This window comes from Burkholderia ubonensis, assembly GCF_001718695.1.
GTDB lineage: Bacteria > Pseudomonadota > Gammaproteobacteria > Burkholderiales > Burkholderiaceae > Burkholderia > Burkholderia ubonensis_B.
On sequence record NZ_CP013420.1, the window covers coordinates 2,196,384 to 2,220,078 of the forward strand.

General features: G+C 61.2%; 16 protein-coding genes, 6 tRNA genes and 3 rRNA genes. 7 read left to right on the plus strand and 18 right to left on the minus strand.

Annotated features, from left to right (window positions below; translation table 11 throughout):
* Nucleotides 1-12: 12 nt before the first annotated feature.
* From rpoB to WJ35_RS10175, 18 genes are all read right to left on the minus strand, one after another.
* Entirely contained in the window at nucleotides 13-4,119 is a 4,107-nt protein-coding gene (gene rpoB / locus WJ35_RS10090; RefSeq protein WP_010092950.1) for a DNA-directed RNA polymerase subunit beta, read from the minus strand.
* Nucleotides 4,120-4,486: 367 nt separating this feature from the next.
* Nucleotides 4,487-4,864 carry a 50S ribosomal protein L7/L12 gene (rplL, locus tag WJ35_RS10095; protein WP_069239105.1) on the minus strand — a complete coding sequence of 126 codons (378 nt, stop codon included), beginning with the start codon at nucleotides 4,862-4,864 and terminating at the stop codon, nucleotides 4,487-4,489.
* 72 nt (nucleotides 4,865-4,936) lie between these two features.
* The gene (rplJ, locus tag WJ35_RS10100; RefSeq protein WP_010092952.1) at nucleotides 4,937-5,434 is read right to left on the minus strand and encodes a 50S ribosomal protein L10; all 498 of its coding nucleotides are present in this window, start codon (nucleotides 5,432-5,434) and stop codon (nucleotides 4,937-4,939) included.
* A gap of 308 nt (nucleotides 5,435-5,742) precedes the next feature.
* On the minus strand, nucleotides 5,743-6,441 hold the full coding sequence (rplA, locus tag WJ35_RS10105; RefSeq protein ID WP_010092953.1) for a 50S ribosomal protein L1: 699 nt from the start codon (nucleotides 6,439-6,441) through the stop codon (nucleotides 5,743-5,745).
* Nucleotides 6,442-6,873 (minus strand): 50S ribosomal protein L11, encoded by a 432-nt coding sequence (gene rplK / locus WJ35_RS10110; RefSeq protein WP_006400671.1) that lies wholly within the window; start codon nucleotides 6,871-6,873, stop codon nucleotides 6,442-6,444.
* A 141-nt stretch (nucleotides 6,874-7,014) separates the two neighbouring features.
* On the minus strand, nucleotides 7,015-7,572 hold the full coding sequence (gene nusG, locus WJ35_RS10115) for a transcription termination/antitermination protein NusG (RefSeq protein ID WP_006765424.1): 558 nt from the start codon (nucleotides 7,570-7,572) through the stop codon (nucleotides 7,015-7,017).
* Nucleotide 7,573: 1 nt separating this feature from the next.
* Entirely contained in the window at nucleotides 7,574-7,954 is a 381-nt protein-coding gene (gene secE / locus WJ35_RS10120; protein ID WP_060234175.1) for a preprotein translocase subunit SecE, read from the minus strand.
* A gap of 43 nt (nucleotides 7,955-7,997) precedes the next feature.
* A tRNA-Trp gene (locus tag WJ35_RS10125) sits at nucleotides 7,998-8,073 on the minus strand.
* Between the two features lie 59 nt (nucleotides 8,074-8,132).
* Nucleotides 8,133-9,323, minus strand: a complete 1,191-nt coding sequence (gene tuf, locus WJ35_RS10130) for an elongation factor Tu (RefSeq protein WP_011882996.1) — start codon at nucleotides 9,321-9,323, stop codon at nucleotides 8,133-8,135.
* A 63-nt stretch (nucleotides 9,324-9,386) separates the two neighbouring features.
* Nucleotides 9,387-9,461: transfer RNA gene (locus WJ35_RS10135), tRNA-Thr, on the minus strand.
* Between the two features lie 25 nt (nucleotides 9,462-9,486).
* Nucleotides 9,487-9,560: transfer RNA gene (locus WJ35_RS10140), tRNA-Gly, on the minus strand.
* Nucleotides 9,561-9,603: 43 nt separating this feature from the next.
* Nucleotides 9,604-9,689, minus strand: a tRNA-Tyr gene (locus tag WJ35_RS10145).
* 1,265 nt (nucleotides 9,690-10,954) lie between these two features.
* Nucleotides 10,955-11,067: ribosomal RNA gene (gene rrf / locus WJ35_RS10150) — 5S ribosomal RNA — on the minus strand.
* Between the two features lie 121 nt (nucleotides 11,068-11,188).
* Nucleotides 11,189-14,070, minus strand: a 23S ribosomal RNA gene (locus tag WJ35_RS10155).
* 280 nt (nucleotides 14,071-14,350) lie between these two features.
* Nucleotides 14,351-14,426: transfer RNA gene (locus tag WJ35_RS10160), tRNA-Ala, on the minus strand.
* 34 nt (nucleotides 14,427-14,460) lie between these two features.
* Nucleotides 14,461-14,537: transfer RNA gene (locus WJ35_RS10165), tRNA-Ile, on the minus strand.
* Between the two features lie 61 nt (nucleotides 14,538-14,598).
* Nucleotides 14,599-16,129: ribosomal RNA gene (locus WJ35_RS10170) — 16S ribosomal RNA — on the minus strand.
* The 16S, 23S and 5S rRNA genes sit together here with 2 tRNA genes alongside, the layout of an rRNA operon.
* Nucleotides 16,130-16,689: 560 nt before the next feature.
* Nucleotides 16,690-17,946: an SGNH/GDSL hydrolase family protein gene (locus WJ35_RS10175; protein ID WP_069239106.1), complete on the minus strand. Its 1,257-nt coding sequence runs from the start codon at nucleotides 17,944-17,946 to the stop codon at nucleotides 16,690-16,692.
* A gap of 202 nt (nucleotides 17,947-18,148) precedes the next feature.
* On the opposite strand from WJ35_RS10175, the gene paaA reads away from it, so the two are divergent.
* The 7 genes from paaA (at nucleotide 18,149) to WJ35_RS10210 (ending at nucleotide 23,612) form a co-directional block, all read left to right on the plus strand.
* Nucleotides 18,149-19,147: a 1,2-phenylacetyl-CoA epoxidase subunit PaaA gene (paaA, locus tag WJ35_RS10180; protein WP_059962594.1), complete on the plus strand. Its 999-nt coding sequence runs from the start codon at nucleotides 18,149-18,151 to the stop codon at nucleotides 19,145-19,147.
* A gap of 35 nt (nucleotides 19,148-19,182) precedes the next feature.
* Nucleotides 19,183-19,467, plus strand: coding sequence for a 1,2-phenylacetyl-CoA epoxidase subunit PaaB (gene paaB / locus WJ35_RS10185; RefSeq protein WP_010092957.1), 285 nt, complete (start codon nucleotides 19,183-19,185; stop codon nucleotides 19,465-19,467).
* A gap of 10 nt (nucleotides 19,468-19,477) precedes the next feature.
* The gene (gene paaC / locus WJ35_RS10190; RefSeq protein WP_060234789.1) at nucleotides 19,478-20,281 is read left to right on the plus strand and encodes a 1,2-phenylacetyl-CoA epoxidase subunit PaaC; all 804 of its coding nucleotides are present in this window, start codon (nucleotides 19,478-19,480) and stop codon (nucleotides 20,279-20,281) included.
* Nucleotides 20,282-20,306: 25 nt separating this feature from the next.
* Nucleotides 20,307-20,864 (plus strand): 1,2-phenylacetyl-CoA epoxidase subunit PaaD, encoded by a 558-nt coding sequence (gene paaD, locus WJ35_RS10195; RefSeq protein WP_010092959.1) that lies wholly within the window; start codon nucleotides 20,307-20,309, stop codon nucleotides 20,862-20,864.
* Nucleotides 20,865-20,895: 31 nt separating this feature from the next.
* The gene (paaE, locus tag WJ35_RS10200; protein WP_060234801.1) at nucleotides 20,896-22,032 is read left to right on the plus strand and encodes a 1,2-phenylacetyl-CoA epoxidase subunit PaaE; all 1,137 of its coding nucleotides are present in this window, start codon (nucleotides 20,896-20,898) and stop codon (nucleotides 22,030-22,032) included.
* A gap of 149 nt (nucleotides 22,033-22,181) precedes the next feature.
* Complete coding sequence (locus WJ35_RS10205; RefSeq protein ID WP_060234788.1) at nucleotides 22,182-22,991, plus strand: DUF1835 domain-containing protein; 810 nt, start codon at nucleotides 22,182-22,184, stop codon at nucleotides 22,989-22,991.
* Nucleotides 22,992-23,006: 15 nt separating this feature from the next.
* Nucleotides 23,007-23,612, plus strand: a complete 606-nt coding sequence (locus WJ35_RS10210; RefSeq protein WP_010092962.1) for a TetR/AcrR family transcriptional regulator — start codon at nucleotides 23,007-23,009, stop codon at nucleotides 23,610-23,612.
* Nucleotides 23,613-23,695: the final 83 nt, after the last annotated feature.

The window sequence follows — 23,695 nt, forward strand, 5'->3', positions numbered from 1 at the left end:
TCCGTAGTCCGATTAATTGCGGTCGAGATCGATGTCGATACCGAGCGAGCGGATTTCCTTCACCAGCACGTTGAAGGATTCCGGCATGCCTGCATCGATCACGTGATCGCCCTTGACCAGGTTCTCGTACACCTTGGTCCGGCCGGTCACGTCGTCCGACTTCACCGTCAGCATTTCCTGCAGCACGTACGATGCGCCGTACGCTTCGAGCGCCCACACTTCCATTTCACCGAAACGCTGGCCACCGAACTGCGCCTTGCCGCCCAGCGGCTGCTGCGTGACGAGCGAGTACGGGCCCGTCGAACGCGCGTGCATCTTGTCGTCGACCAGGTGGTGCAGCTTCAGGTAGTGCATGTAGCCGAGCGTCACGCGACGTTCGAACATTTCGCCCGTGCGGCCGTCGTACAGACGGACCTGGTTCTTCGACGGGTTCATGCCGAGCTGTTCCGCGATGTCGTCCGGGAACGCGAGGTCGAGCATCTTGCCCATTTCTTCCTCGGTCGCACCGTCGAACACCGGCGTCGCGAACGGCACGCCTTCGCGCAGGTTCTTCGCGAGTTCGAGGATCTCGTCGTCGGTGAAGCTTTCCAGATCTTCCTGGCGGCCCGACTCGTTGTAGATCTTCGTCAGGAACGCGCGCAGTTCCTCGATCTTCGCCTGGCGCTGCAGCATTTCGCCGATACGCCAGCCGAGGCCCTTCGCGGCCCAGCCGAGGTGCACTTCCAGAACCTGACCCACGTTCATCCGCGACGGCACGCCGAGCGGGTTCAGCACGACGTCTGCCGGACGGCCGTCGGCCATGTACGGCATGTCTTCGATCGGGACGATCTTCGACACGACACCCTTGTTGCCGTGACGGCCCGCCATCTTGTCGCCAGGCTGCAGGCGGCGCTTCACCGCGAGGTACACCTTGACCATCTTCAGCACGCCCGGCGGCAGTTCGTCGCCTTGCGTGAGCTTCTTGCGCTTCTCTTCGAACGCGAGGTCGAACTGGTGACGCTTCTCTTCGATCGAGTTCTTGATCGCTTCGAGCTGCGCCGCGGCCTCGTCGTCCGCCAGACGGATGTCGAACCAGTGGTAATGGTCGAGGTCTTCCAGGTAAGCCTGGTCGATCTTCGTGCCCTTCGCGAGCTTCTTCGGACCGCCGTTCGCGACCTTGCCGACGAGCATGCGCGCGAGACGCTGGAACGCGTCGCCTTCCACGATGCGCAGCTGGTCGTTCAGGTCGAGGCGGTAGCGCTTCAGTTCGTCGTCGATGATCTGTTGCGCACGCTTGTCGCGCTGGATGCCTTCACGCGTGAAGACCTGGACGTCGATCACCGTGCCGCTCATGCCCGACGGCACGCGCAGCGACGTGTCCTTCACGTCCGACGCCTTCTCGCCGAAGATCGCGCGCAGCAGCTTCTCTTCCGGCGTCAGCTGGGTCTCGCCCTTCGGCGTGACCTTGCCGACCAGCACGTCGCCCGCTTCGACTTCTGCACCGATGTACACGATGCCCGATTCGTCGAGACGGCCGAGCTGGACTTCCGCCAGGTTCGAGATGTCGCGCGTGATTTCTTCCGGCCCGAGCTTCGTGTCGCGTGCAACGACGTTCAGCTCTTCGATGTGGATCGACGTGTAGCGATCGTCGGCCACGACCTTCTCCGAGATCAGGATCGAATCCTCGAAGTTGTAGCCGTTCCACGGCATGAACGCGATCAGCATGTTCTGGCCGAGCGCGAGCTCGCCCAGGTCCGTCGAGGCGCCGTCGGCCAGCACGTCGCCGCGCGAGACCTTGTCGCCCATCTTCACGATCGGACGCTGGTTGATGTTCGTGTTCTGGTTTGAACGCGTGTACTTGATCAGGTTGTAGATGTCGACACCGACTTCACCCGCGACCGCTTCGTCGTCGTTCACGCGAATCACGATACGGCCCGCGTCGACATAGTCGACGACGCCGCCGCGGAACGCCTGAACCGTCGTGCCCGAGTCGACCGCGCAAGTGCGCTCGATGCCCGTACCGACGACCGGCTTCTCCGGACGCAGACACGGCACGGCCTGACGCTGCATGTTCGAGCCCATCAGTGCACGGTTCGCGTCATCGTGCTCGAGGAACGGAATCAGCGAGGCTGCGACCGACACGATCTGCGACGGCGCGACGTCCATGTACTGGATGCGGTCCGGCGTGACCATCATCGTTTCGCCGGCTTCACGCGACGACACGAGTTCGTCGATCAGCGTGCCGTTCTCGTCGATCGCGGCGTTCGCCTGCGCGATCATGTAGCGGCCTTCCTCGATCGCCGACAGGTAGTCGATCTGGTCGGTCACCTTGCCGTCCACGACCTTGCGGTACGGCGTCTCGAGGAAACCGTACTCGTTCAGGTGCGCGTACAGAGCGAGCGAGTTGATCAGGCCGATGTTCGGACCTTCCGGCGTTTCGATCGGGCACACGCGGCCGTAGTGGGTCGGGTGCACGTCGCGGACTTCGAAGCCTGCACGCTCGCGCGTCAGACCGCCCGGGCCCAGTGCGGAAACACGGCGCTTGTGCGTGATTTCCGACAGCGGGTTGGTCTGGTCCATGAACTGCGACAGCTGCGACGAGCCGAAGAACTCGCGGATCGCCGACGAAATCGGCTTCGAGTTGATCAGGTCGTGCGGCATCAGGTTTTCGCTTTCGGCCTGGCCGAGGCGTTCCTTGACCGCGCGCTCGACACGCACGAGACCGGCGCGGAACTGGTTTTCCGCCAGTTCGCCGACGCAACGCACGCGGCGGTTGCCGAGGTGGTCGATGTCGTCCACTTCGCCCTTGCCGTTGCGCAGCTCGACGAGGATCTTGATCGTCGCGAGGATGTCGTCGTCCTGCAGCGTCATCGGGCCGACGATTTCGTCACGGCCGACGCGGCGGTTGAACTTCATGCGGCCGACCTTCGACAGGTCGTACGCTTCTTCGCTGTAGAACAGGCGGTTGAACAGCGCCTCGACCGCTTCTTCGGTCGGCGGCTCGCCCGGACGCATCATGCGATAGATCGCGATGCGCGCGGCCGTCTTGTCGGTCGTTTCGTCGACACGCAGCGTCGACGAGATGTACGGGCCCTGATCCAGGTCGTTCGTGTAGAGCGTCTGGATGTCCTTGATGCCCGCTTCGCGCAGCTTCTCGAGCACGCTTTCCGTGACTTCGTCGTTCGCGTTCGCGATCACTTCGCCGGTGTCGCCGTCGACGACGTTCTTCGCCAGCACGCGGCCGAGCAGGTAGTCTTCCGGCACCGAGATGAACTTGGTCTTCGCGGCCTCGAGATCGCGAATGTGCTTCGCGTTGATCCGCTTGTCCTTCTGGACGATGACCTTGCCGTCGCGATCCGTGATGTCGAAACGCGCGACTTCACCGCGCAGACGCTCCGGCACGAACTCGAGTTGCGCGCCTTCGTCCATCAGCGTGAAGTTGTCGAACACGAAGAAGTTCGCGAGGATCTGTTCCGGCGTGAGGCCGATCGCCTTCAGCAGGATCGTGACCGGCATCTTGCGGCGACGGTCGACGCGGAAGTACAGGATGTCCTTCGGATCGAATTCGAAGTCGAGCCACGAGCCGCGGTACGGAATGATCCGTGCCGAGAACAGCAGCTTGCCCGAGCTGTGCGTCTTGCCCTTGTCGTGTTCGAAGAACACGCCCGGCGAACGGTGCAGCTGCGAGACGATTACACGCTCGGTGCCGTTGATGACGAACGAGCCCGTCGGCGTCATGAGCGGAATTTCGCCCATGTACACTTCCTGCTCCTTCACTTCCTTGACGACCGGCTTGTTCGGCGATTCCTTGTCGAGGATGACGAGACGCACCTTCGCGCGCAGCGCGGAACAGTACGTCAGGCCCCGCTGTTGGCATTCCTTGATGTTGAACGCCGGCGAGGACAGCGCGTAGCTCACGAACTCGAGACGCGCGAAGCCATTGTGCGAAACAATGGGAAACACGGATGTGAAAGCGGCCTGCAAACCCTCGGGCTTGCGTTGCGCCGTCAGCACATCCGCTTGCAGAAACGTGCTGAATGATTCAAGCTGGGTGGCCAGCAGGAAAGGAACTTGGTGAACGATGGGGCGCTTCGCGAAACTCTTGCGAATGCGCTTCTTCTCGGTGAAGGAATATTGCATACGATCTCCGAATCACGGCGGGTGCTATCGAGGCGGAATACCTGGACGTGTCAAACCCGAGTGTTCACCGACTGAGACCCGATGGCCGTCCGACGGCTTGAACGAGCCGAGAAGCTTGGTGGTTGGCCGCTACCAACCGCTGGCTGACGGCAGCGGATGCCTGTGTTGCCCGCTACCCGACCAAACTTGCCTTCTGCAGTCGCTTCAGAAGACAAAGAGAAACGCCAATCACGACGATTTGGCGGTTATCTTTGGCTTCTGGGGGCGTTTATTCGGGCTCCCGAAAGAGTGCCAGAATAACGTCCCCACAAAGCACAAAAAGGCCGGCGGTGGAAATACCGCCAGCCTTCGCACAGCGCGTCGGAACTTACTTGACTTCGACCTTCGCGCCTGCTTCTTCCAGCTTCTTCTTGGCTTCTTCAGCAGCAGCCTTGTCCACGCCTTCCTTGACGGGCTTCGGTGCGCCGTCAACCAGGTCCTTCGCTTCCTTCAGGCCCAGGCCCGTCAGTTCGCGAACTGCCTTGATGACCGAAACCTTGTTGCTGCCTGCTTCAGCCAGGACGACCGTGAACTCGGTCTTCTCTTCAGCAGCAGCAGCAGCGCCGCCGCCGCCTGCCGGGCCAGCGACTGCAACAGCAGCTGCCGACACGCCAAACTTCTCTTCGAATGCCTTGACCAGTTCGTTCAGTTCCAGAACGGTCATCCCTTCGACTGCTGCCAGGATGTCTTCTTTTGCGATTGCCATTTGAAATACTCCTAAATTGAATACGGATACAGCCAGCGATCAGTGACGCTGATGTGCGTTCGCGCGTAGTGATTACGCAGCTTCGGCTTGCTTCTTCTCAGCCAGCGCGGCCAGAGCGCGCGCAAAGCCGGAAACAGGCGATTGCATAACGAACAGCAGCTTCGAGAGCAGTTCTTCACGGCTCGGGATGCTTGCCAGCGCTTGCACGCCAGCCTTGTCCATCACCTTGCCATCGAACGAACCAGCCTTGATGACCAACTTGTCATTGCTCTTGCTGAAGTCGTTGACGACCTTCGCAGCAGCAATTGCATCTTCCGAGATGCCGTAGATCAGGGGGCCAGTCATCTGCTCTGCCAGCGGAGCAAACGGCGTACCTTCAACGGCGCGGCGCGCCAGCGTGTTCTTCAGAACGCGCAGGTAAACCTTCTGCTCACGCGCTTTCGCGCGCAGCGTGGTCAGATCGCCAACCGCAATTCCACGATACTCAGCCAGCACAACGGTCTGGGCCTTCGCGACTTGCGCGGCAACCTCAGCGACGACGGCTTGCTTGTCTTCTCTATTAAGCGGCACGGTTAGCCTCCAGAAACGATACGTTCGGCTTGCCGATATGGCGAAACCTCACGTACCTCGTTCAACAACGGCGTCCGACTCGTTAGGAGTATTTCCACCTCACGCCGCGAATCGCTTCGCGGCCTGCGGCTTCACCACTACAAAACTTTTTCGGGTTCGCCATCTGCGTTGGCTTGAATTAAGGGATCACCCGACTGCTGCGCTCCCACCAACGGTCTTTGATAACCGGTTGCCCGCCTACTGCACGGACAACCGCCCAAAGCCCTTTAGGGCCGCTACGCAACGCGCGAAGCGGCCCGAATTCTTGCTTACTGCGCGGCCAGCGAAGCCTGGTCGACACGCACGCCGACGCCCATCGTGCTCGACAGTGCGATCTTGCGCAGGTACACGCCCTTGCTCGTTGCCGGCTTCGCCTTCTGCAGCGCTTCGATCAGCGCCGACAGGTTGGTGCGCAGCGCGGTCGACTCGAACGATGCACGGCCGATCGTTGCGTGGATGATACCGGCCTTGTCGACGCGGAACTGGACCTGGCCAGCCTTCGCGTTCTTGACGGCGGTCGCGACGTCCGGCGTCACGGTGCCGACCTTCGGGTTCGGCATCAGGCCGCGCGGGCCGAGGATCTGGCCCAGCGTACCGACGATGCGCATCGTGTCCGGCGAAGCGATCACGATGTCGAAATCCATCTGGCCAGCCTTGATCTGCTCAGCCAGGTCTTCCATACCGACGATTTCCGCGCCTGCTGCTCGTGCCTGCTCGGCCTTCTCGCCTTGCGCGAACACGGCAACGCGAACCGACTTGCCCGTACCTGCCGGCAGAACGACCGAACCACGAACAACCTGGTCCGACTTCTTCGCATCGATGCCGAGCTGGACTGCGACGTCGATCGACTCGTTGAACTTCGCGCTCGCGCATTCCTTCACGAGTGCGAGTGCGTCTTCGATCGCGTACAGCTTCTGACGGTCGACCTTGGCGGCAAATGCCTGACGGCGCTTGGAGATCTTAGCCATTTACACACCCTCCACGGTGATGCCCATCGAGCGTGCGCTACCAGCGATGGTGCGAACGGCTGCGTCCAGATCAGCTGCCGTGAGGTCCGGCATCTTGGTCTTCGCGATTTCTTCGGCTTGAGCGCGCGTGATCGAACCGACCTTGTCGGTGTGCGGCTTGCTCGAGCCCTTGTCCACCTTCGCCGCCTTCTTGATCAGGACGGTCGCCGGCGGCGTCTTCATCACGAACGTGAAGCTCTTGTCAGCGTATGCCGTGATGACCACCGGCACCGGCAGACCCGGCTCCATGCCTTGAGTCTGCGCGTTGAACGCCTTGCAGAACTCCATGATGTTCAGGCCGCGCTGGCCCAGTGCCGGACCGACCGGCGGCGACGGGTTGGCTTTACCTGCAGGGATCTGCAGCTTGATAAAGCCGACAATCTTCTTTGCCATTTGAAAACCTCGTTGGAACGCCAAGCGGCGTTCGGTGAGTGATAACGCGCGTTCGCCGCTCGGCTACTGACGCTCCTCAACAGCCATGACGCGGGCCGTAAGCGCGAAGGTGGGCAGCCGAGGCTGCCCACCGAATCGGGATCAAACTTTTTCGACCTGGCCGAACTCGAGTTCGACCGGAGTAGCGCGACCGAAGATGGTGACCGACACACGCACACGCGACTTTTCGTAGTTCACTTCTTCGACGGTGCCATTGAAATCCGTGAACGGGCCTTCCTTGACCCGAACCATCTCGCCGACCTCGAACAGGGTCTTCGGGCGCGGCTTTTCCACGCCTTCCTGCATCTGCGACATGATCTTCTCGACTTCCTTGGGGGAAATCGGCGTCGGGCGGTTACGCGCACCGCCGACGAAACCGGTGACCTTCGCGGTATTCTTCACGAGGTGCCACGTTTCGTCCGTCATTTCCATTTCCACCAGCACGTAGCCGGGGAAGAAACGACGCTCCGTCACTGCCTTGTGGCCACCCTTGACTTCGACCACTTCTTCGGTCGGAACCAGGATCTGACCGAATTTGTCCTGCATGCCGGCACGTTCAATGCGCTCCTGAAGCGCGCGTTGCACGCTCTTCTCCATGCCGGAGTAGGCGTGCACAACGTACCAACGCTTTCCGCTCGGGGATGCCGGAGTATCGCTCATATCATTTCCAACCCAGAATCACCGAGAAAATCACCCACTCGATGGACTTGTCGCTCAACCAGAGGAAAATCGCCATCACGAGCACGAAACCGAACACGACGAGCGTGGTTTGCGTTGCTTCCTTGCGGGTGGGCCAAACGACCTTCCGGACTTCCTTGTACGAATCCTTGGCAAATGCGATCAGGCTCTTGCCAGGCGCCGACATCAGACCGACGGCCACGCCGGCGATCAACCCTACCGCCAATGCGACACCGCGGATATACCACTCCTGACCGCCCAGCCAGAAGAAGCCCACGAATCCGGCCAAGACCAACAATACGCCCAGGGCCAGCATCAGCTTATCGCCGGAGGTATTTACAGTTTCGACGGATGGATTCGCCATAACACCTTAAAACAAATGCCACGTAGGACACGTGGCGATTTTTTGGCAGGGGCAGAGGGAATCGAACCCCCAACCTTCGGTTTTGGAGACCGACGCTCTGCCAGTTGAGCTATACCCCTAGACCATGTTGGGACTGGCCGATGCCAGCCCCAAAACTGTCGATCAACGAATAACTGGCTTACTCGATGATCTTGGCGACGACGCCTGCACCGACGGTGCGGCCGCCTTCGCGGATTGCGAAGCGCAGACCTTCTTCCATCGCGATCGGCGCAATCAGCTTCACCGTGATCGACACGTTGTCGCCCGGCATCACCATTTCCTTGTCCTTCGGCAGCTCGATCGAGCCCGTCACGTCCGTCGTACGGAAGTAGAACTGCGGACGGTAGTTGTTGAAGAACGGCGTGTGACGGCCGCCTTCGTCCTTGCTCAGCACGTACACTTCAGCCGTGAAGTGCGTGTGCGGCGTGATCGAACCCGGCTTCGCCAGAACCTGGCCGCGCTCCACGTCTTCACGCTTCGTGCCGCGCAGCAGGATACCGACGTTGTCGCCTGCCTGACCCTGGTCCAGCAGCTTGCGGAACATTTCCACGCCCGTGCAGGTCGTCTTCACCGTCGGCTTGATACCGACGATTTCGATTTCCTCGCCGACCTTCACGATGCCGCGCTCGACGCGACCCGTCACCACCGTGCCGCGACCCGAGATCGAGAACACGTCTTCCACCGGCATCAGGAACGCGCCGTCAACTGCACGCTCCGGCGTCGGGATGTACGTGTCCAGTGCGTCTGCCAGGTTCATGATCGCCACTTCGCCCAGCTCGCCCGTGTCGCCTTCCAGCGCCAGCTTGGCCGAACCCTTCACGATCGGCGTGTCGTCGCCCGGGAAGTCGTACTTCGACAGCAGCTCGCGAACTTCCATCTCGACCAGCTCGAGCAGTTCAGCGTCGTCCACCATGTCGCACTTGTTCAGGAACACGATGATGTACGGAACGCCAACCTGACGCGCCAGCAGGATGTGCTCACGCGTTTGCGGCATCGGGCCGTCTGCTGCCGAGCACACCAGGATTGCGCCGTCCATCTGCGCCGCGCCCGTGATCATGTTCTTCACGTAGTCGGCGTGGCCCGGGCAGTCGACGTGCGCGTAGTGGCGGTTCGCCGTTTCGTACTCGACGTGCGCGGTGTTGATCGTGATGCCGCGCGCCTTTTCTTCCGGCGCCGCGTCGATCTGGTCGTATGCCTTCGCCTCGCCGCCGAACTTCTTCGTCAGCACGGTCGTGATCGCCGCCGTCAGCGTCGTCTTGCCGTGGTCAACGTGACCAATCGTACCAACGTTCACGTGCGGCTTGGTCCGCTCGAATTTTTCCTTGGCCATTTTCAACTCCCGAAAGGAATTTCACATGTTGCGCCGCGCGCAAACAGACACTGACTATACTGCTGGTGCCCATGGGCAGGATCGAACTGCCGACCTCTCCCTTACCAAGGGAGTGCTCTACCACTGAGCCACATGGGCGATTTCATGCTTCAACTGCACAGACTGGAGCGGGTGAAGGGAATCGAACCCTCGTCGTAAGCTTGGAAGGCTTCTGCTCTACCATTGAGCTACACCCGCGCGGGCCACTAACGATTCCCTACCGCTCTCTGCGTTGATGTCTTGGTGGAGGAGGTTGGATTCGAACCAACGTAGGCGTAAGCCAACAGATTTACAGTCTGCCCCCTTTAGCCACTCGGGCACCCCTCCGTAGAGAACTGACGATTATGGAGGTGCATCGAACCTTTGTCAAGCACACCGCGAAGATTATTTTCATTCTCTTCCAGGCACCAGACCGACACACCCGACGCCCGCACTCGCCCGGCTAAAGGCAAGCTCGAGAGGACCGCCGATCGGCGTCCACATCTTCGTCAGACCCCGTCTTCAGCAGCGATTTGCATCTTTGCTGAAAACGAAAGACCGCCATCATACGACCTCCTGCCCGGAATGCCAAGCAGGTAGACGAAAAAATTTCGCAATTTCCATGCCGGGCAATTGGAACGGCGTCGGTTGGAGTGTTTGGCGGCGGTTCGGATGTCGTGGAGACGGGCTCGACATAATGCGCTTCGTTGTGCTGGAGCTGGGATCGCAGATCCGCTGTTGCTCGCGCACGCTACGAAGCGCGTGATCTCCGCACGACGGCGGACGCGCTCTTCGTCGGCGATGGCTGGGGCGCGTTATAAGCAGCCCCCCCAGTGCCCGTGCAGCCATAGTTCGCTGTATGGCGACCGTTAGGACGGTCGCCATACGCCGATCGAGCTGAAAATGCCTCCGGCTAGGCCACTCCCGGTCGGCGCAATCGAGTAATAGCAGGCGCCCAAGGCACAAAACATCGGCAGCACAACTTCGCCCCGACCTACACGTGCCCACCGTGCACGCTCTTACGCGCCACCCTGGCCGCCCTCAAGTGACGATGTCGTGGACACGCCACCGGGCCGCCCATGCTGCACGGACTGAGACCACCAGGTCGCGGCCGGCCAAGCCCTAAATCTTGACGGAACGGACCGCAGCTGCGGCTCGTCGCCGGAGGGAGATATCGGAAATCGGCCGCAGTTCATTGCAGTACGCGTCCGGATATCGCGGGGTGTGGTGCACCATCGCTGGAAGCGATAGATGTCCAGCGGGCCGATAACCCGTTCGATTTCCGAGGAGCTACCGACCGCCCGAGGGACGCACTCAAGCGGCACCATGCTCTGGCGGGCAGCACAAGATTAACCCGCAGTTCGGACTGCCGAAGTGACTATAGGGAGCAGGTAGCCGGGAGGGTGTACTGCTTAGCGCTGTGCCTACAGGCATCCGTTCTCGGCCTGTCGATGCGTCGTCCGCTGGGGCGGCTGATCGATATATGTAGGCAGGGGACCTCGGGCGACACGCTGGCAGCAGAGCTTACTACCAAGTCACGAAGGCATAAGACTTTTCCGTGGCGCGAATGCAAAAACCCCCGCCTTTCGGGCGGGGGTTTCTGGCTAGGGGGAGCCTGACGATTACCTACTTTCACACGGGAATCCGCACTATCATCGGCGTAGAGTCGTTTCACGGTCCTGTTCGGGATGGGAAGGGGTGGGACCGACTCGCTATGGTCATCAGGCAAAGAGGGTTGTCCTGCTGGCTTGGGCCAACAGAACCAATCTGGGAAGAAGCAGTAATCTTGAGGTTGTGCGTATCGCACACATCGCGGTCATTCAACCGCTCTAAAACAGCCTTGTTATAGGATCAAGCCTTACGGGCAATTAGTATCGGTTAGCTGAACGCATTACTGCGCTTACACACCCGACCTATCAACGTCCTGGTCTCGAACGACCCTTCAAGGGGATCAAGTCCCCAGGGATATCTCATCTTAAGGCGAGTTTCCCGCTTAGATGCTTTCAGCGGTTATCTCTTCCGAACATAGCTACCCGGCGATGCGACTGGCGTCACAACCGGTACACCAGAGGTTCGTCCACTCCGGTCCTCTCGTACTAGGAGCAGCCCCCTTCAAATATCCAACGCCCACGGCAGATAGGGACCAAACTGTCTCACGACGTTTTAAACCCAGCTCACGTACCTCTTTAAATGGCGAACAGCCATACCCTTGGGACCGGCTACAGCCCCAGGATGAGATGAGCCGACATCGAGGTGCCAAACACCGCCGTCGATATGAACTCTTGGGCGGTATCAGCCTGTTATCCCCAGAGTACCTTTTATCCGTTGAGCGATGGCCCTTCCATACAGAACCACCGGATCACTATGACCTGCTTTCGCACCTGCTCGACTTGTCGGTCTCGCAGTTAAGCACGCTTATGCCATTGCACTATCAGCACGATTTCCGACCGTACCTAGCGTACCTTCGTACTCCTCCGTTACGCTTTGGGAGGAGACCGCCCCAGTCAAACTGCCTACCATGCACTGTCCCCGACCCGGATCACGGGCCAAGGTTAGAACCTCAAACAAACCAGGGTGGTATTTCAAGGACGGCTCCACCGAAACTAGCGTTCCGGTTTCATAGCCTCCCACCTATCCTACACAGATCGGTTCAAAGTCCAATGCAAAGCTACAGTAAAGGTTCATGGGGTCTTTCCGTCTAGCCGCGGGTAGATTGCATCATCACAAACACTTCAACTTCGCTGAGTCTCGGGAGGAGACAGTGTGGCCATCGTTACGCCATTCGTGCAGGTCGGAACTTACCCGACAAGGAATTTCGCTACCTTAGGACCGTTATAGTTACGGCCGCCGTTTACCGGGACTTCAATCAAGAGCTTGCACCCCATCATTTAATCTTCCGGCACCGGGCAGGCGTCACACCCTATACGTCCACTTTCGTGTTTGCAGAGTGCTGTGTTTTTATTAAACAGTCGCAGCCACCAGTTTATTGCAACCCCTTCACCCTCCTGGCGCAGGCCAGTCAAGCTACAAGGGCGTACCTTATCCCGAAGTTACGGTACCAATTTGCCGAGTTCCTTCTCCCGAGTTCTCTCAAGCGCCTTAGAATACTCATCTCGCCCACCTGTGTCGGTTTGCGGTACGGTCATCGTTAGACTGAAGCTTAGAGGCTTTTCTTGGAACCACTTCCAATTGCTTCGCTCCCGAAGGAGCTCGCGCCACACCCTTGAATTACGCACCCGGATTTGCCTAAGTGCCTTCTCCAATGCAGCGACCGGGACTTCCAACACCCGGACAACCTTCCGCGATCCGTCCCCCCATCGCATCTAACAATGGTGCAGGAATATTGACCTGCTTCCCATCAGCTACGCATTTCTGCCTCGCCTTAGGGGCCGACTCACCCTACGCCGATGAACGTTGCGTAGGAAACCTTGGGCTTACGGCGAGGGGGCCTTTCACCCCCTTTATCGCTACTCATGTCAGCATTCGCACTTCCGATACCTCCAGCACCCTTTACAAGGCACCTTCGCAGGCTTACGGAACGCTCTCCTACCATGCGAGCAAAGCTCGCATCCGCAGCTTCGGTATATAGCTTAGCCCCGTTACATCTTCCGCGCAGGACGACTCGATCAGTGAGCTATTACGCTTTCTTTAAAGGGTGGCTGCTTCTAAGCCAACCTCCTGACTGTTTTAGCCTTCCCACTTCGTTTCCCACTTAGCTATATTTGGGGACCTTAGCTGGCGGTCTGGGTTGTTTCCCTCTTGACACCGGACGTTAGCACCCGATGTCTGTCTCCCGTGATTGCACTCTTCGGTATTCGGAGTTTGCTATGGCGGGGTAATCTGCAATAGACCCCCCAACCATGACAGTGCTCTACCCCCGAAGGTGAGACACGAGGCACTACCTAAATAGTTTTCGGAGAGAACCAGCTATTTCCAGGTTTGTTTAGCCTTTCACCCCTATCCACAGCTCATCCCCTAACTTTTCAACGTTAGTGGGTTCGGACCTCCAGTACGTGTTACCGCACCTTCATCCTGGCCATGGATAGATCACCTGGTTTCGGGTCTACGCCCAGCAACTGAACGCCCTATTCGGACTCGCTTTCGCTACGCCTGCCCTATACGGTTAAGCTTGCTACTGAACGTAAGTCGCTGACCCATTATACAAAAGGTACGCCGTCACCCCTTACGAGGCTCCGACTGTTTGTATGCATGCGGTTTCAGGATCTATTTCACTCCCCTCCCGGGGTTCTTTTCGCCTTTCCCTCACGGTACTGGTTCACTATCGGTCGATCACGAGTATTTAGCCTTGGAGGATGGTCCCCCCATCTTCAGACAGGATTTCACGTGTCCCGCCCTACTTGTCGTACACCTAGTTCTTTCATACTGTTTTCGCCTACAGGGCTATCACCTGCTATGGCCGCACTTTCCAGAGCGTTCGGCTAACAATACAAATAAAGAGTACAAGGCTCATCCCATTTCGCTCGCCACTACTTTGGGAATCTCGGTTGATTTCTTTTCCTGCGGTTACTTAGATGTTTCAGTTCACCGCGTTCGCTTCGCATGGCCTATGTATTCAGCCATGGATACTCCATACGGAGTGGGTTTCCCCATTCGGACATCTACGGATCAAAGCTTGTTTGCCAGCTCCCCGTAGCTTTTCGCAGGCTACCGCGTCCTTCATCGCCTGTGATCGCCAAGGCATCCACCACATGCACTTGTTCGCTTGACCCTATAACGAGTCTGTCTCGTTACAGGTTGAGTTCTCGCGTTGTGCCGTATTCCAATTGAGCCGAACATGAAGTTCGAATCATCTTGAGATACATCGATACAATCACAACCCGGATAGTTTCCACGTCCATCTCAGAGACGCTTCCGCTATCCAAATTACTTACTTCTTCCAGATTGTTAAAGAACGACAGCCGATATGGTTTACTGCATCACTCTGACTGGCTCAATCGCCAATGCAAAGCGCTCGCTGTTTTTTTCAGCAAACTCTTGGCATTGAGGATTGGTGGAGGCAGACGGGATCGAACCGACGACCCCCTGCTTGCAAAGCAGGTGCTCTCCCAGCTGAGCTATGCCCCCATACAGAGATGCCCCAGGTTTCCACGCCAGACAATGGTGGGTCTGGTTGGATTCGAACCAACGACCCCCGCCTTATCAAGACGGTGCTCTAACCGACTGAGCTACAGACCCCTGAGTCTGTCCTAATTTACAGCCGATAAGCGTGAGCGCTCAACTTTGCGATAAGCTCTGGAAAGGAGGTGATCCAGCCGCACCTTCCGATACGGCTACCTTGTTACGACTTCACCCCAGTCATGAATCCTACCGTGGTGACCGTCCTCCTTGCGGTTAGACTAGCCACTTCTGGTAAAACCCACTCCCATGGTGTGACGGGCGGTGTGTACAAGACCCGGGAACGTATTCACCGCGGCATGCTGATCCGCGATTACTAGCGATTCCAGCTTCATGCACTCGAGTTGCAGAGTGCAATCCGGACTACGATCGGTTTTCTGGGATTAGCTCCCCCTCGCGGGTTGGCAACCCTCTGTTCCGACCATTGTATGACGTGTGAAGCCCTACCCATAAGGGCCATGAGGACTTGACGTCATCCCCACCTTCCTCCGGTTTGTCACCGGCAGTCTCCTTAGAGTGCTCTTGCGTAGCAACTAAGGACAAGGGTTGCGCTCGTTGCGGGACTTAACCCAACATCTCACGACACGAGCTGACGACAGCCATGCAGCACCTGTGCGCCGGTTCTCTTTCGAGCACTCCCGAATCTCTTCAGGATTCCGACCATGTCAAGGGTAGGTAAGGTTTTTCGCGTTGCATCGAATTAATCCACATCATCCACCGCTTGTGCGGGTCCCCGTCAATTCCTTTGAGTTTTAATCTTGCGACCGTACTCCCCAGGCGGTCAACTTCACGCGTTAGCTACGTTACTAAGGAAATGAATCCCCAACAACTAGTTGACATCGTTTAGGGCGTGGACTACCAGGGTATCTAATCCTGTTTGCTCCCCACGCTTTCGTGCATGAGCGTCAGTATTGGCCCAGGGGGCTGCCTTCGCCATCGGTATTCCTCCACATCTCTACGCATTTCACTGCTACACGTGGAATTCTACCCCCCTCTGCCATACTCTAGCCTGCCAGTCACCAATGCAGTTCCCAGGTTGAGCCCGGGGATTTCACATCGGTCTTAGCAAACCGCCTGCGCACGCTTTACGCCCAGTAATTCCGATTAACGCTTGCACCCTACGTATTACCGCGGCTGCTGGCACGTAGTTAGCCGGTGCTTATTCTTCCGGTACCGTCATCCCCCGACTGTATTAGAGCCAAGGATTTCTTTCCGGACAAAAGTGCTTTACAACCCGAAGGCCTTCTTCACACACGCGGCATTGCTGGATCAGGCTTTCGCCCATTGTCCAAAATTCCCCACTGCTGCCTCCCGTAGGAGTCTGGGCCGTGTCTCAGTCCCAGTGTGGCTGGTCGTCCTCTCAGACCAGCTACTGATCGTCGCCTTGGTAGGCCTTTACCCCACCAACTAGCTAATCAGCCATCGGCCAACCCTATAGCGCGAGGCCCGAAGGTCCCCCGCTTTCATCCGTGGATCGTATGCGGTATTAATCCGGCTTTCGCCGGGCTATCCCCCACTACAGGACATGTTCCGATGTATTACTCACCCGTTCGCCACTCGCCACCAGGCCGAAGCCCGTGCTGCCGTTCGACTTGCATGTGTAAGGCATGCCGCCAGCGTTCAATCTGAGCCAGGATCAAACTCTTCAGTTTAAACCTGTTACTGTTTTCGGTTCCGTTAAGAACCGGTCGCTCACTCAAAGCTGACAGGAATATGAATTGCTTCATAAACCTGACTTACTTTAGTGTGAGACTCTTGATACTTTTGCCAATCCGATCTGACGATCGGCTCGCTTCGATCAAGCGCCCACACTTATCGGCTGTTAATTTTTAAAGAGCACATCTGCGAGAAGCACTTCGTCTTTCTCAGCAGCGCTGCGTTGTCAGCAGCAGAGAAACGAGATTATGAACCGTCTTTCTTCACTCGTCAACAACTTTTTGAACTGCTTCGTTGTGACGGTGAGGGGTTCAGCTTCGTGTGCGTTCGGGTCACTACAACCACCCCAACCGCACCGCTTCCCTTCTTCTTCCGCGCCGCGTTGCCGTCAGCGCGAAAGAGGCGTGATTCTAGGCACCCGCCCCTCGCAATGCAACCCCTTTTGTGAAAATATTTTGAAAAAGCCCCGCACGCTGCCGCATGGGGGGCTCAGGTTAGACCGGCAATACCTCGGCGCCGCGTCGTTCTCTATATAGATAGAGTAGGTGCAGGCAACTCAGTTACCGGCCACCGCCGCCCGCAATTGCTCCAACGGCACCGCGTCCGCCATCGCCGCATAGCCGGCATCGCTCGGATGAATGCCGTCGCCGCTATCGTAGCGACGCTGCAGCACGTTCGGGCGAGCGGGATCGCGCAGCGCCTCGTCGAAATCGACGATACCGTCGAACGCCCCGCCGCTCCGGATCCAGCGATTCACCTCCAGCCGGATCGCTTCACGTCCGGCCGGCAGCGCCGCCGGCGTGAGCGTCGCGCCGAAGATCCTTACGCCCTGGCGATGCGCTGCATCGATCAGCCGGCGATAGCCGTCGATCAGCGACGCCGCGGTCACCTGCGTATGCGGATGATCGCAATCGAGACCGGCGCGAGGCGGCATCGTCGCAAAGTTGATGTCGTTGATGCCGATCAGCAGGATCGCCGCCTTCACCCCCGAGCGCGATAGCGCGTCGCGCTCGAAGCGGGATTGCAGCGACGTGCCGTAGCAGGCCGAATCACTGAGCAGCCGGTTGCCGCTGATACCCAGATTCACCACGCCGACCGCGTCCGACCCCGCCAGCCGGCGCGCCAGCGCGTCCGGCCAGCGGCGGTTCCGGTTCAGGCTCGAGCGCAGCCCGTCGGTGATCGAATCGCCGATCGCCGCGACGCTCGCGCGCGCGGGCCCGGCCTCGACCGCGAGTTCCGTCACCCACGCATATTGGGTAAATCGGGTTCGAAACGCGCCAGCGCCAGCGTCCTTCGTGTGGTCGCCGGCCTCCGATACGTAATTGACCTGGTTCGACACGCGGTGCCAGACCGTCATCCGCTGTCGCGCTCCCATATACAGGCTGACCGCATAAGGCCGACCGGTCGCCACGTCGATCGTCACCGGATCGCTTTCGATTTCCTGCCCCGGCGCCAGCGTCACCGACGCCCGCCCGCCGAACCGCACCGCGACTGCACCACCCGCAAGCGCCGCACCGTCGCCCGCCGGCGCCAGGCTCGCCGCGTCGATCTGGAGCGGCGCATGCCCGTACGCGTTGCTCACGCGGATTCGCGCGGCCCGCCCCGATACCGTCGGGTAGACGATCTGCCGGACCGTCCTGCCCGCCACGTCGGGCGCGCGATAAAGCGGCGGCGGCGAGGCAAGATCCGGAATCGGCTGCAGCGCGGTGGCCCAGGCGGCAACCCATCCGCCCGGTGCGGCGGACGCCGCAACCGGCGACAGGAATACGGACGCGCCCACCAGCGCCGCGACGAAACCACTTCGAAATGACATCGGCAAGATCCTTATAGGAAAGCGGGCATTGTGCCGCAGAACCGGCTCCCGTCACGCAGCGCACCATAAATCGGACGCAATCCCCTCTCGCCGCGACACCTGTCGTTTACCCGCATCTCGCCGTGAATCCATGCAAAATATATTAACCGACCGGTCGGTTGGTTTATACTTCGCACACATTCAACCGGACGAGAGCCTCGCCATGTACACGCAATCCCTCGACATCCCCGGCAACGTCGCCCCGCTCGACGCCGCCGCCGAGTCGCCCGAGCAGGCGCGGTTCGACGCGGTCATGGCCGCGGACGGCAAGATCGAGCCGCAGGACTGGATGCCCGACGCCTATCGCAAGACGCTGATCCGCCAGATTTCGCAGCACGCGCACTCGGAAGTCGTCGGCATGCTGCCGGAAGGCAACTGGATCTCGCGCGCGCCGAGCCTCAAGCGCAAGGCGATCCTGCTCGCGAAAGTGCAGGACGAAGCCGGCCACGGCCTCTATCTGTACAGCGCGGCCGAAACGCTCGGCGTGTCGCGCGACGCGCTGATCGATGCGCTGCACGCCGGCAAGGCGAAATACTCGAGCATCTTCAACTATCCGACGCCGACCTGGGCGGACGTCGGCGTGATCGGCTGGCTCGTCGACGGCGCCGCGATCATGAACCAGATCCCGCTGTGCCGCTGCACGTACGGCCCGTATGCGCGCGCGATGATTCGCGTATGCAAGGAGGAGTCGTTCCACCAGCGCCAGGGCTTCGACGCGCTGCTGTCGATGATGAAGGGCTCCGACGCCCAGCGCGCGATGGTCCAGCAGGCGGTGAACCGCTGGTGGTGGCCGGTGCTGATGATGTTCGGCCCGAGCGATGCCGACTCCGTCCACAGCAACCAGTCGGCCAAATGGGGCATCAAGCGGATCACGAACGACGACCTGCGGCAGAAATTCGTCGATGCGACCGTCGAGCAGGCGAAGGTGCTCGGCGTGACGCTGCCCGATCCCGACCTGAAATGGAACGACGCGCGCGGCCATTACGACTACGGCGCGATCGACTGGGACGAATTCTGGCGCGTCGTCAACGGCGACGGCCCGTGCAACCGGGAGCGCCTCGCGACCCGCGTGAAGGCGCACGACGACGGCGCGTGGGTGCGCGAAGCCGCGCTCGCGCACGAAGCGAAGCGCCGCGCCCGCGCCGAGCAGCAAGCCGCCTGAGCGGCAACCATCGAATTCAGATTCAGGAGAGAGTGATGAACAAGGAATGGCCGATCTGGGAAGTGTTCGTGCGCAGCAAGCAAGGCCTCGACCACAAGCATTGCGGCAGCCTGCACGCCGCCGACGCGTCGATGGCGCTGCGCATGGCGCGCGACGTCTACACGCGCCGCCAGGAAGGCGTGAGCATCTGGGTGGTGCCGTCGTCGGCGATCACCGCGTCGGATCCGAACGAGAAGGCCGAGCTGTTCGAGCCGGCGGGCGACAAGATCTATCGCCACCCGACGTTCTACACGCTGCCCGATGAAGTCAACCACATGTAACGCCCGCCCCATGACGATCACGCCCGAACACCTCTGCTACGTGCTGCGCCTTGCGGACAACGCGCTGATCCTCGGTCAGCGCAACGCCGAATGGTGCGGTCACGGCCCGATTCTCGAAGAAGACATCGCACTGACCAACATGAGCCTCGACCTCATCGGCCAGGCGCGGATGCTGTATACGCACGCGGCCGACCTCGAACGCCAGCTCAACGGCGCGGCGAAGACCGAGGACGACTACGCGTACTTCCGCACGGAACGCGAGTTCGCGAACTTCACGCTCGCCGAGCTGCCGCATTACGGCCCGGTGTCGGGCACCGCGCACGCCGACAAGGACTACGCGGTGACGATCGTGCGCAACTTCCTCTACGCGGCGCTGATGCTGCACATGTGGAGCGCGCTCGAAACGTCGACCGACGCGACGCTGGCCGCCATCGCCGCGAAATCGGTGAAGGAGACCCGCTATCACCTGCACCACGCGCGCGAGTGGCTGGTGCGGCTCGGCGACGGCACCGACGAATCGCACCGCCGCGCGCAGGCCGCGCTCGACTACCTGACCCCGTATACGCGCGAGTTCTTCGCGGCGGACCAGGTGGACGACGCGATCGCCGCGCAGCGCATCGGCCCGGCGCCGGCCGCGCTCGAAGCCGCGTGGCGCGCCGACGTCGACGACGCGCTCGCCGACGCGACGCTGACGCTGCCGGCGCCCGTCCAGCACATCACCACCGGCAAGCAGGGCGAGCACTCGGAGCACATGGGCTACCTGCTCGCCGAAATGCAGAGCCTCGCGCGCCAGCATCCGGGCGCGACCTGGTAACGCGCACGTCAAACGGAGCCTCGCGATGTCCGCCTCATCCGCCCTCGCCGCCTCACCCGCCCCGCGCCACGCCGATCCGCTGCTCGCGCGGGCGTGGGAAGTGCTGGAGGCCGTGCCCGATCCGGAAATCCCCGTCGTGTCGATCCGCGAGCTGGGCATCCTGCGCGACGTCCGGCGCGCGGACGACGGCCGGCTCGAGGTCGTGATCACCCCGACCTACTCGGGCTGCCCGGCGATGTCGCAGATCGCCGAGGACATCGCGGCCGCGATGCAGCAGGCCGGCCTGCCGCCTCACCGCGTCGAGACCGTGCTCGCGCCCGCATGGACGACCGACTGGATCACGCAGGAAGCGCGCGACAAGCTGCGCGCCTACGGGATCGCGCCGCCGGTCGGCCAGTGCGGCAGCGCCGCGTCGCGCGAGAACGTCGTTCGCTTCGTGCCGCGGCCGGTCGCGGCGCCCGCCTGCCCGCGCTGCGGCTCCGCGCGCACCGAGCGGCTCGCGCAATTCGCGTCGACCGCCTGCAAGGCGCTGTATCGCTGCGTCGACTGCCGCGAACCCTTCGACTATTTCAAACCTTACTGAAATGACACAACCCCCACGCTCTCTTCGTTCGCTGCCCCCCGAGGGGGCGGTCGGCCCCCTTGGGGCGGCCCGGCGGGGGCCGACGACCCCGCAATTCCATCCGCTGCGTATCCGCGACGTGCGGCCCGAGACCGCCGACGCCGTGACCGTCTCCTTCGAGATCCCGCCCGAGCTGCGCGATGCATACCGCTTCACGCAAGGCCAGTTCGTCACGCTGAAGACCCATATCGACGGCGAAGAGACGCGCCGCTCGTATTCGATCTGCGTCGGCACGACCGACTACGACCGCGACGGCGAATTGCGCATCGGCATCAAGCGCGTGCGCGGCGGGCGCTTCTCGAACTTCGCGTTCGACACGTTGAAGCCCGGCCACACGATCGACGTGATGACGCCCGACGGCCGCTTCTTCACGCACCTGAACGCGGAGCACGGCAAGCAGTACGTCGCGTTCTCGGGCGGCTCCGGAATCACGCCGGTGCTCGCAATCATCAAGACGACGCTCGAGCTCGAGCCGCGCAGCACGTTCACGCTGATCTACGGGAACCGCAGCGTCGACGCGATCATGTTCGCGGAGGAGCTCGAGGACCTGAAGAACCGCTACATGAACCGCTTCGTGCTGTATCACGTGCTGTCCGACGACCTCCAGGACGTCGAGCTGTTCAACGGCGTGCTCGACCAGGCGAAGTGCGCGGCGTTCCTCGACGCGCTGGTGCCGGCCGACTCGATCGACGAGGCGTTCATCTGCGGCCCCGCGCCGATGATGGACGCGGCGGAGGCCGCGCTGAAGGCGGCCGGCGTGCCGCAGGAGAAGGTCCACGTCGAGCGCTTCGGCACGCCGCTGCCGCAGGCCGGCGTGCCGGTCGTCGAGATAACCGACGCGACGCCCGCCGCCGACCTCGAAATCGTCCTCGACGGCAAGACGCGCAAGCTGCGGCTGCCGTACGAAGGCGTGAGCCTGCTCGACGTCGGCCTGCGCGCCGGCCTCGCGCTGCCGTATGCGTGCAAGGGCGGCGTGTGCTGCACGTGCCGCGCAAAGGTGCTCGAAGGCGAGGTGCGGATGGAGAAGAACTACACGCTCGAGGAGCGCGAGGTGAAGGACGGCTTCGTGCTCACCTGCCAGTGCCATCCGGTCAGCGACAAGGTCGTGGTCAGCTACGACGAACGCTGAACAAGCGGCGCGGCGCCGGGTCCGCGACCGGGTGTCGCCCGCCCGCCGGTTTCTCGCCGTCACACAACTCGCTTACACTAGGGGCCGCCCGCCGGCCGGACGATGCAAGTCCGGCCGGCCGGCGGTTCTCTTTTGTTGACGACAGGCCGATGAGTACCATTCACGTGATTCAGGGCGGCAGCGCCGCCGCGTCGCTCGGCGAGGCGCTCGCGCAGGCGGGGCGCGACGAGCGCGTCGTCGGATTGCTCGACGACCTGGCCGTCGGGCCGCTCAAGGGCGTCGACGAGACGCCGGAGATCCGCGCCGCGTTCTGGCAACGCGTGCTCGGCGACCAGATTCCCGACTGGAAGGCGGAAGTCGAGCGCGAATTCGCGCGCCTCGACCTGCTCGCGATGGACACCGGCCAAGTGGTCGTCTGGCACGCGCCGAGCGTCGGCGACAAGCTGCTGCTGCGGCGCGTCGCCTACCATCTGCGCAACGTGCCGCAGCGCCTGAACGAAGTGCGGCTGTCGGAGGCCGATCTCGGCGCGGCGTCGACACGCGCCGACCGCGCGTGCGCGACCGGCATGTTCTCGCCGGCGCAACTGCTCGCGAAGCTGCCCGAAGCCGCCCCGATCTCGGTGCTGCGCATCGGCCGGCTCGCGCTCGAATGGCAGGAAGCCAAGCACCTGGACGCCGAACTCCGCTACTGGGTCAGCAACACGATCAAGAGCGGCCACTACGGCGACCTCGATGCGCTGATCCTCGCGCATGCGGAGAACGGCTGGCTGCCGGCGCGGCGTCTCGCCGGCGGCGTGATGGCCGACGCGGATCGCGGCGGGCTGTTCGTCAGCGATTCGATCGCGCTGTGGCGCTGCCGCGAACTCGCCGCCGCCGGCCGCCTCGAGCTGCTGGACGACACCGCCGACCTCCATTCCACGCAGGTGCGCGCAGCCCGCGCCACCGCGACGCAACGCTAATCCCCGCATTCGACCATGGCCCGCACCCGAGCCCCTGATCACGAATCCCAGCGCGAGCAGATCCTCGATCTCGCCGCCCAAAAGTTCGCGCAGACGAGCTACCCGAGCACGTCGATGTCCGACCTTGCCACCGCAAGCGGCACGTCGAAGGCGCGGCTCTATCACTACTACGAAAGCAAGGAAGCGATCCTGTTCGACCTGCTCGACCGCTACACGAAGCGGCTGATGCTGATCATCGCCGAGGTCGAAGGCACCAGCCAGCGGCGCGGCCTCACCGAGCGCGAGGCGTTCGCGGAGCTCGTGCGCGCGTTCCTCGCCGAATACGAGACGTCGCACAGCCGCCACGTCGCGCTGCTCAACGACGTGAAGTACCTCGAGGATGCGCAGCGCGAGATCGTGCTGGACCGCCAGCGCGACATCGTCGCGGCCTTCGCGCGCCAGCTCGCGCGCGCGTATCCGGAGCGGATCTCGAAGGAAAACCAGACGTCGGTCACGATGATGGTGTTCGGGATGATCAACTGGACGTTCACGTGGCTCAAGCCGGGCGGGCGCCTCGGCTACCGCGACTTCGCCGAGCAAGTGATCGACATGATCGAGCGCGGAATGTCGTCGGCGGCCTGATTGCCGCGGAGCAGCAAGCGTTGCGTGGCGGAAACACTGCGACACCCCGCCACATATTTCATATGATGAATTTTTTAATCATT

Excerpts from the sequence above, each read along its gene's own strand:
- paaB (WP_010092957.1), top strand. The coding sequence starts at position 19,183 with ATGAACAAGGAATGGCCGATCTGGGAAGTGTTCGTGCGCAGCAAGCAA.
- tuf (WP_011882996.1), bottom strand. The coding sequence starts at position 9,323 with ATGGCCAAGGAAAAATTCGAGCGGACCAAGCCGCACGTGAACGTTGGT.
- paaD (WP_010092959.1), top strand. The coding sequence starts at position 20,307 with ATGTCCGCCTCATCCGCCCTCGCCGCCTCACCCGCCCCGCGCCACGCC.
- rplA (WP_010092953.1), bottom strand. The coding sequence starts at position 6,441 with ATGGCTAAGATCTCCAAGCGCCGTCAGGCATTTGCCGCCAAGGTCGAC.
- WJ35_RS10175 (WP_069239106.1), bottom strand. The coding sequence starts at position 17,946 with ATGTCATTTCGAAGTGGTTTCGTCGCGGCGCTGGTGGGCGCGTCCGTA.
- secE (WP_060234175.1), bottom strand. The coding sequence starts at position 7,954 with ATGGCGAATCCATCCGTCGAAACTGTAAATACCTCCGGCGATAAGCTG.
- rpoB (WP_010092950.1), bottom strand. The coding sequence starts at position 4,119 with ATGCAATATTCCTTCACCGAGAAGAAGCGCATTCGCAAGAGTTTCGCG.
- paaC (WP_060234789.1), top strand. The coding sequence starts at position 19,478 with ATGACGATCACGCCCGAACACCTCTGCTACGTGCTGCGCCTTGCGGAC.
- paaA (WP_059962594.1), top strand. The coding sequence starts at position 18,149 with ATGTACACGCAATCCCTCGACATCCCCGGCAACGTCGCCCCGCTCGAC.
- WJ35_RS10205 (WP_060234788.1), top strand. The coding sequence starts at position 22,182 with ATGAGTACCATTCACGTGATTCAGGGCGGCAGCGCCGCCGCGTCGCTC.
- nusG (WP_006765424.1), bottom strand. The coding sequence starts at position 7,572 with ATGAGCGATACTCCGGCATCCCCGAGCGGAAAGCGTTGGTACGTTGTG.
- rplL (WP_069239105.1), bottom strand. The coding sequence starts at position 4,864 with ATGGCAATCGCAAAAGAAGACATCCTGGCAGCAGTCGAAGGGATGACC.
- WJ35_RS10210 (WP_010092962.1), top strand. The coding sequence starts at position 23,007 with ATGGCCCGCACCCGAGCCCCTGATCACGAATCCCAGCGCGAGCAGATC.
- rplK (WP_006400671.1), bottom strand. The coding sequence starts at position 6,873 with ATGGCAAAGAAGATTGTCGGCTTTATCAAGCTGCAGATCCCTGCAGGT.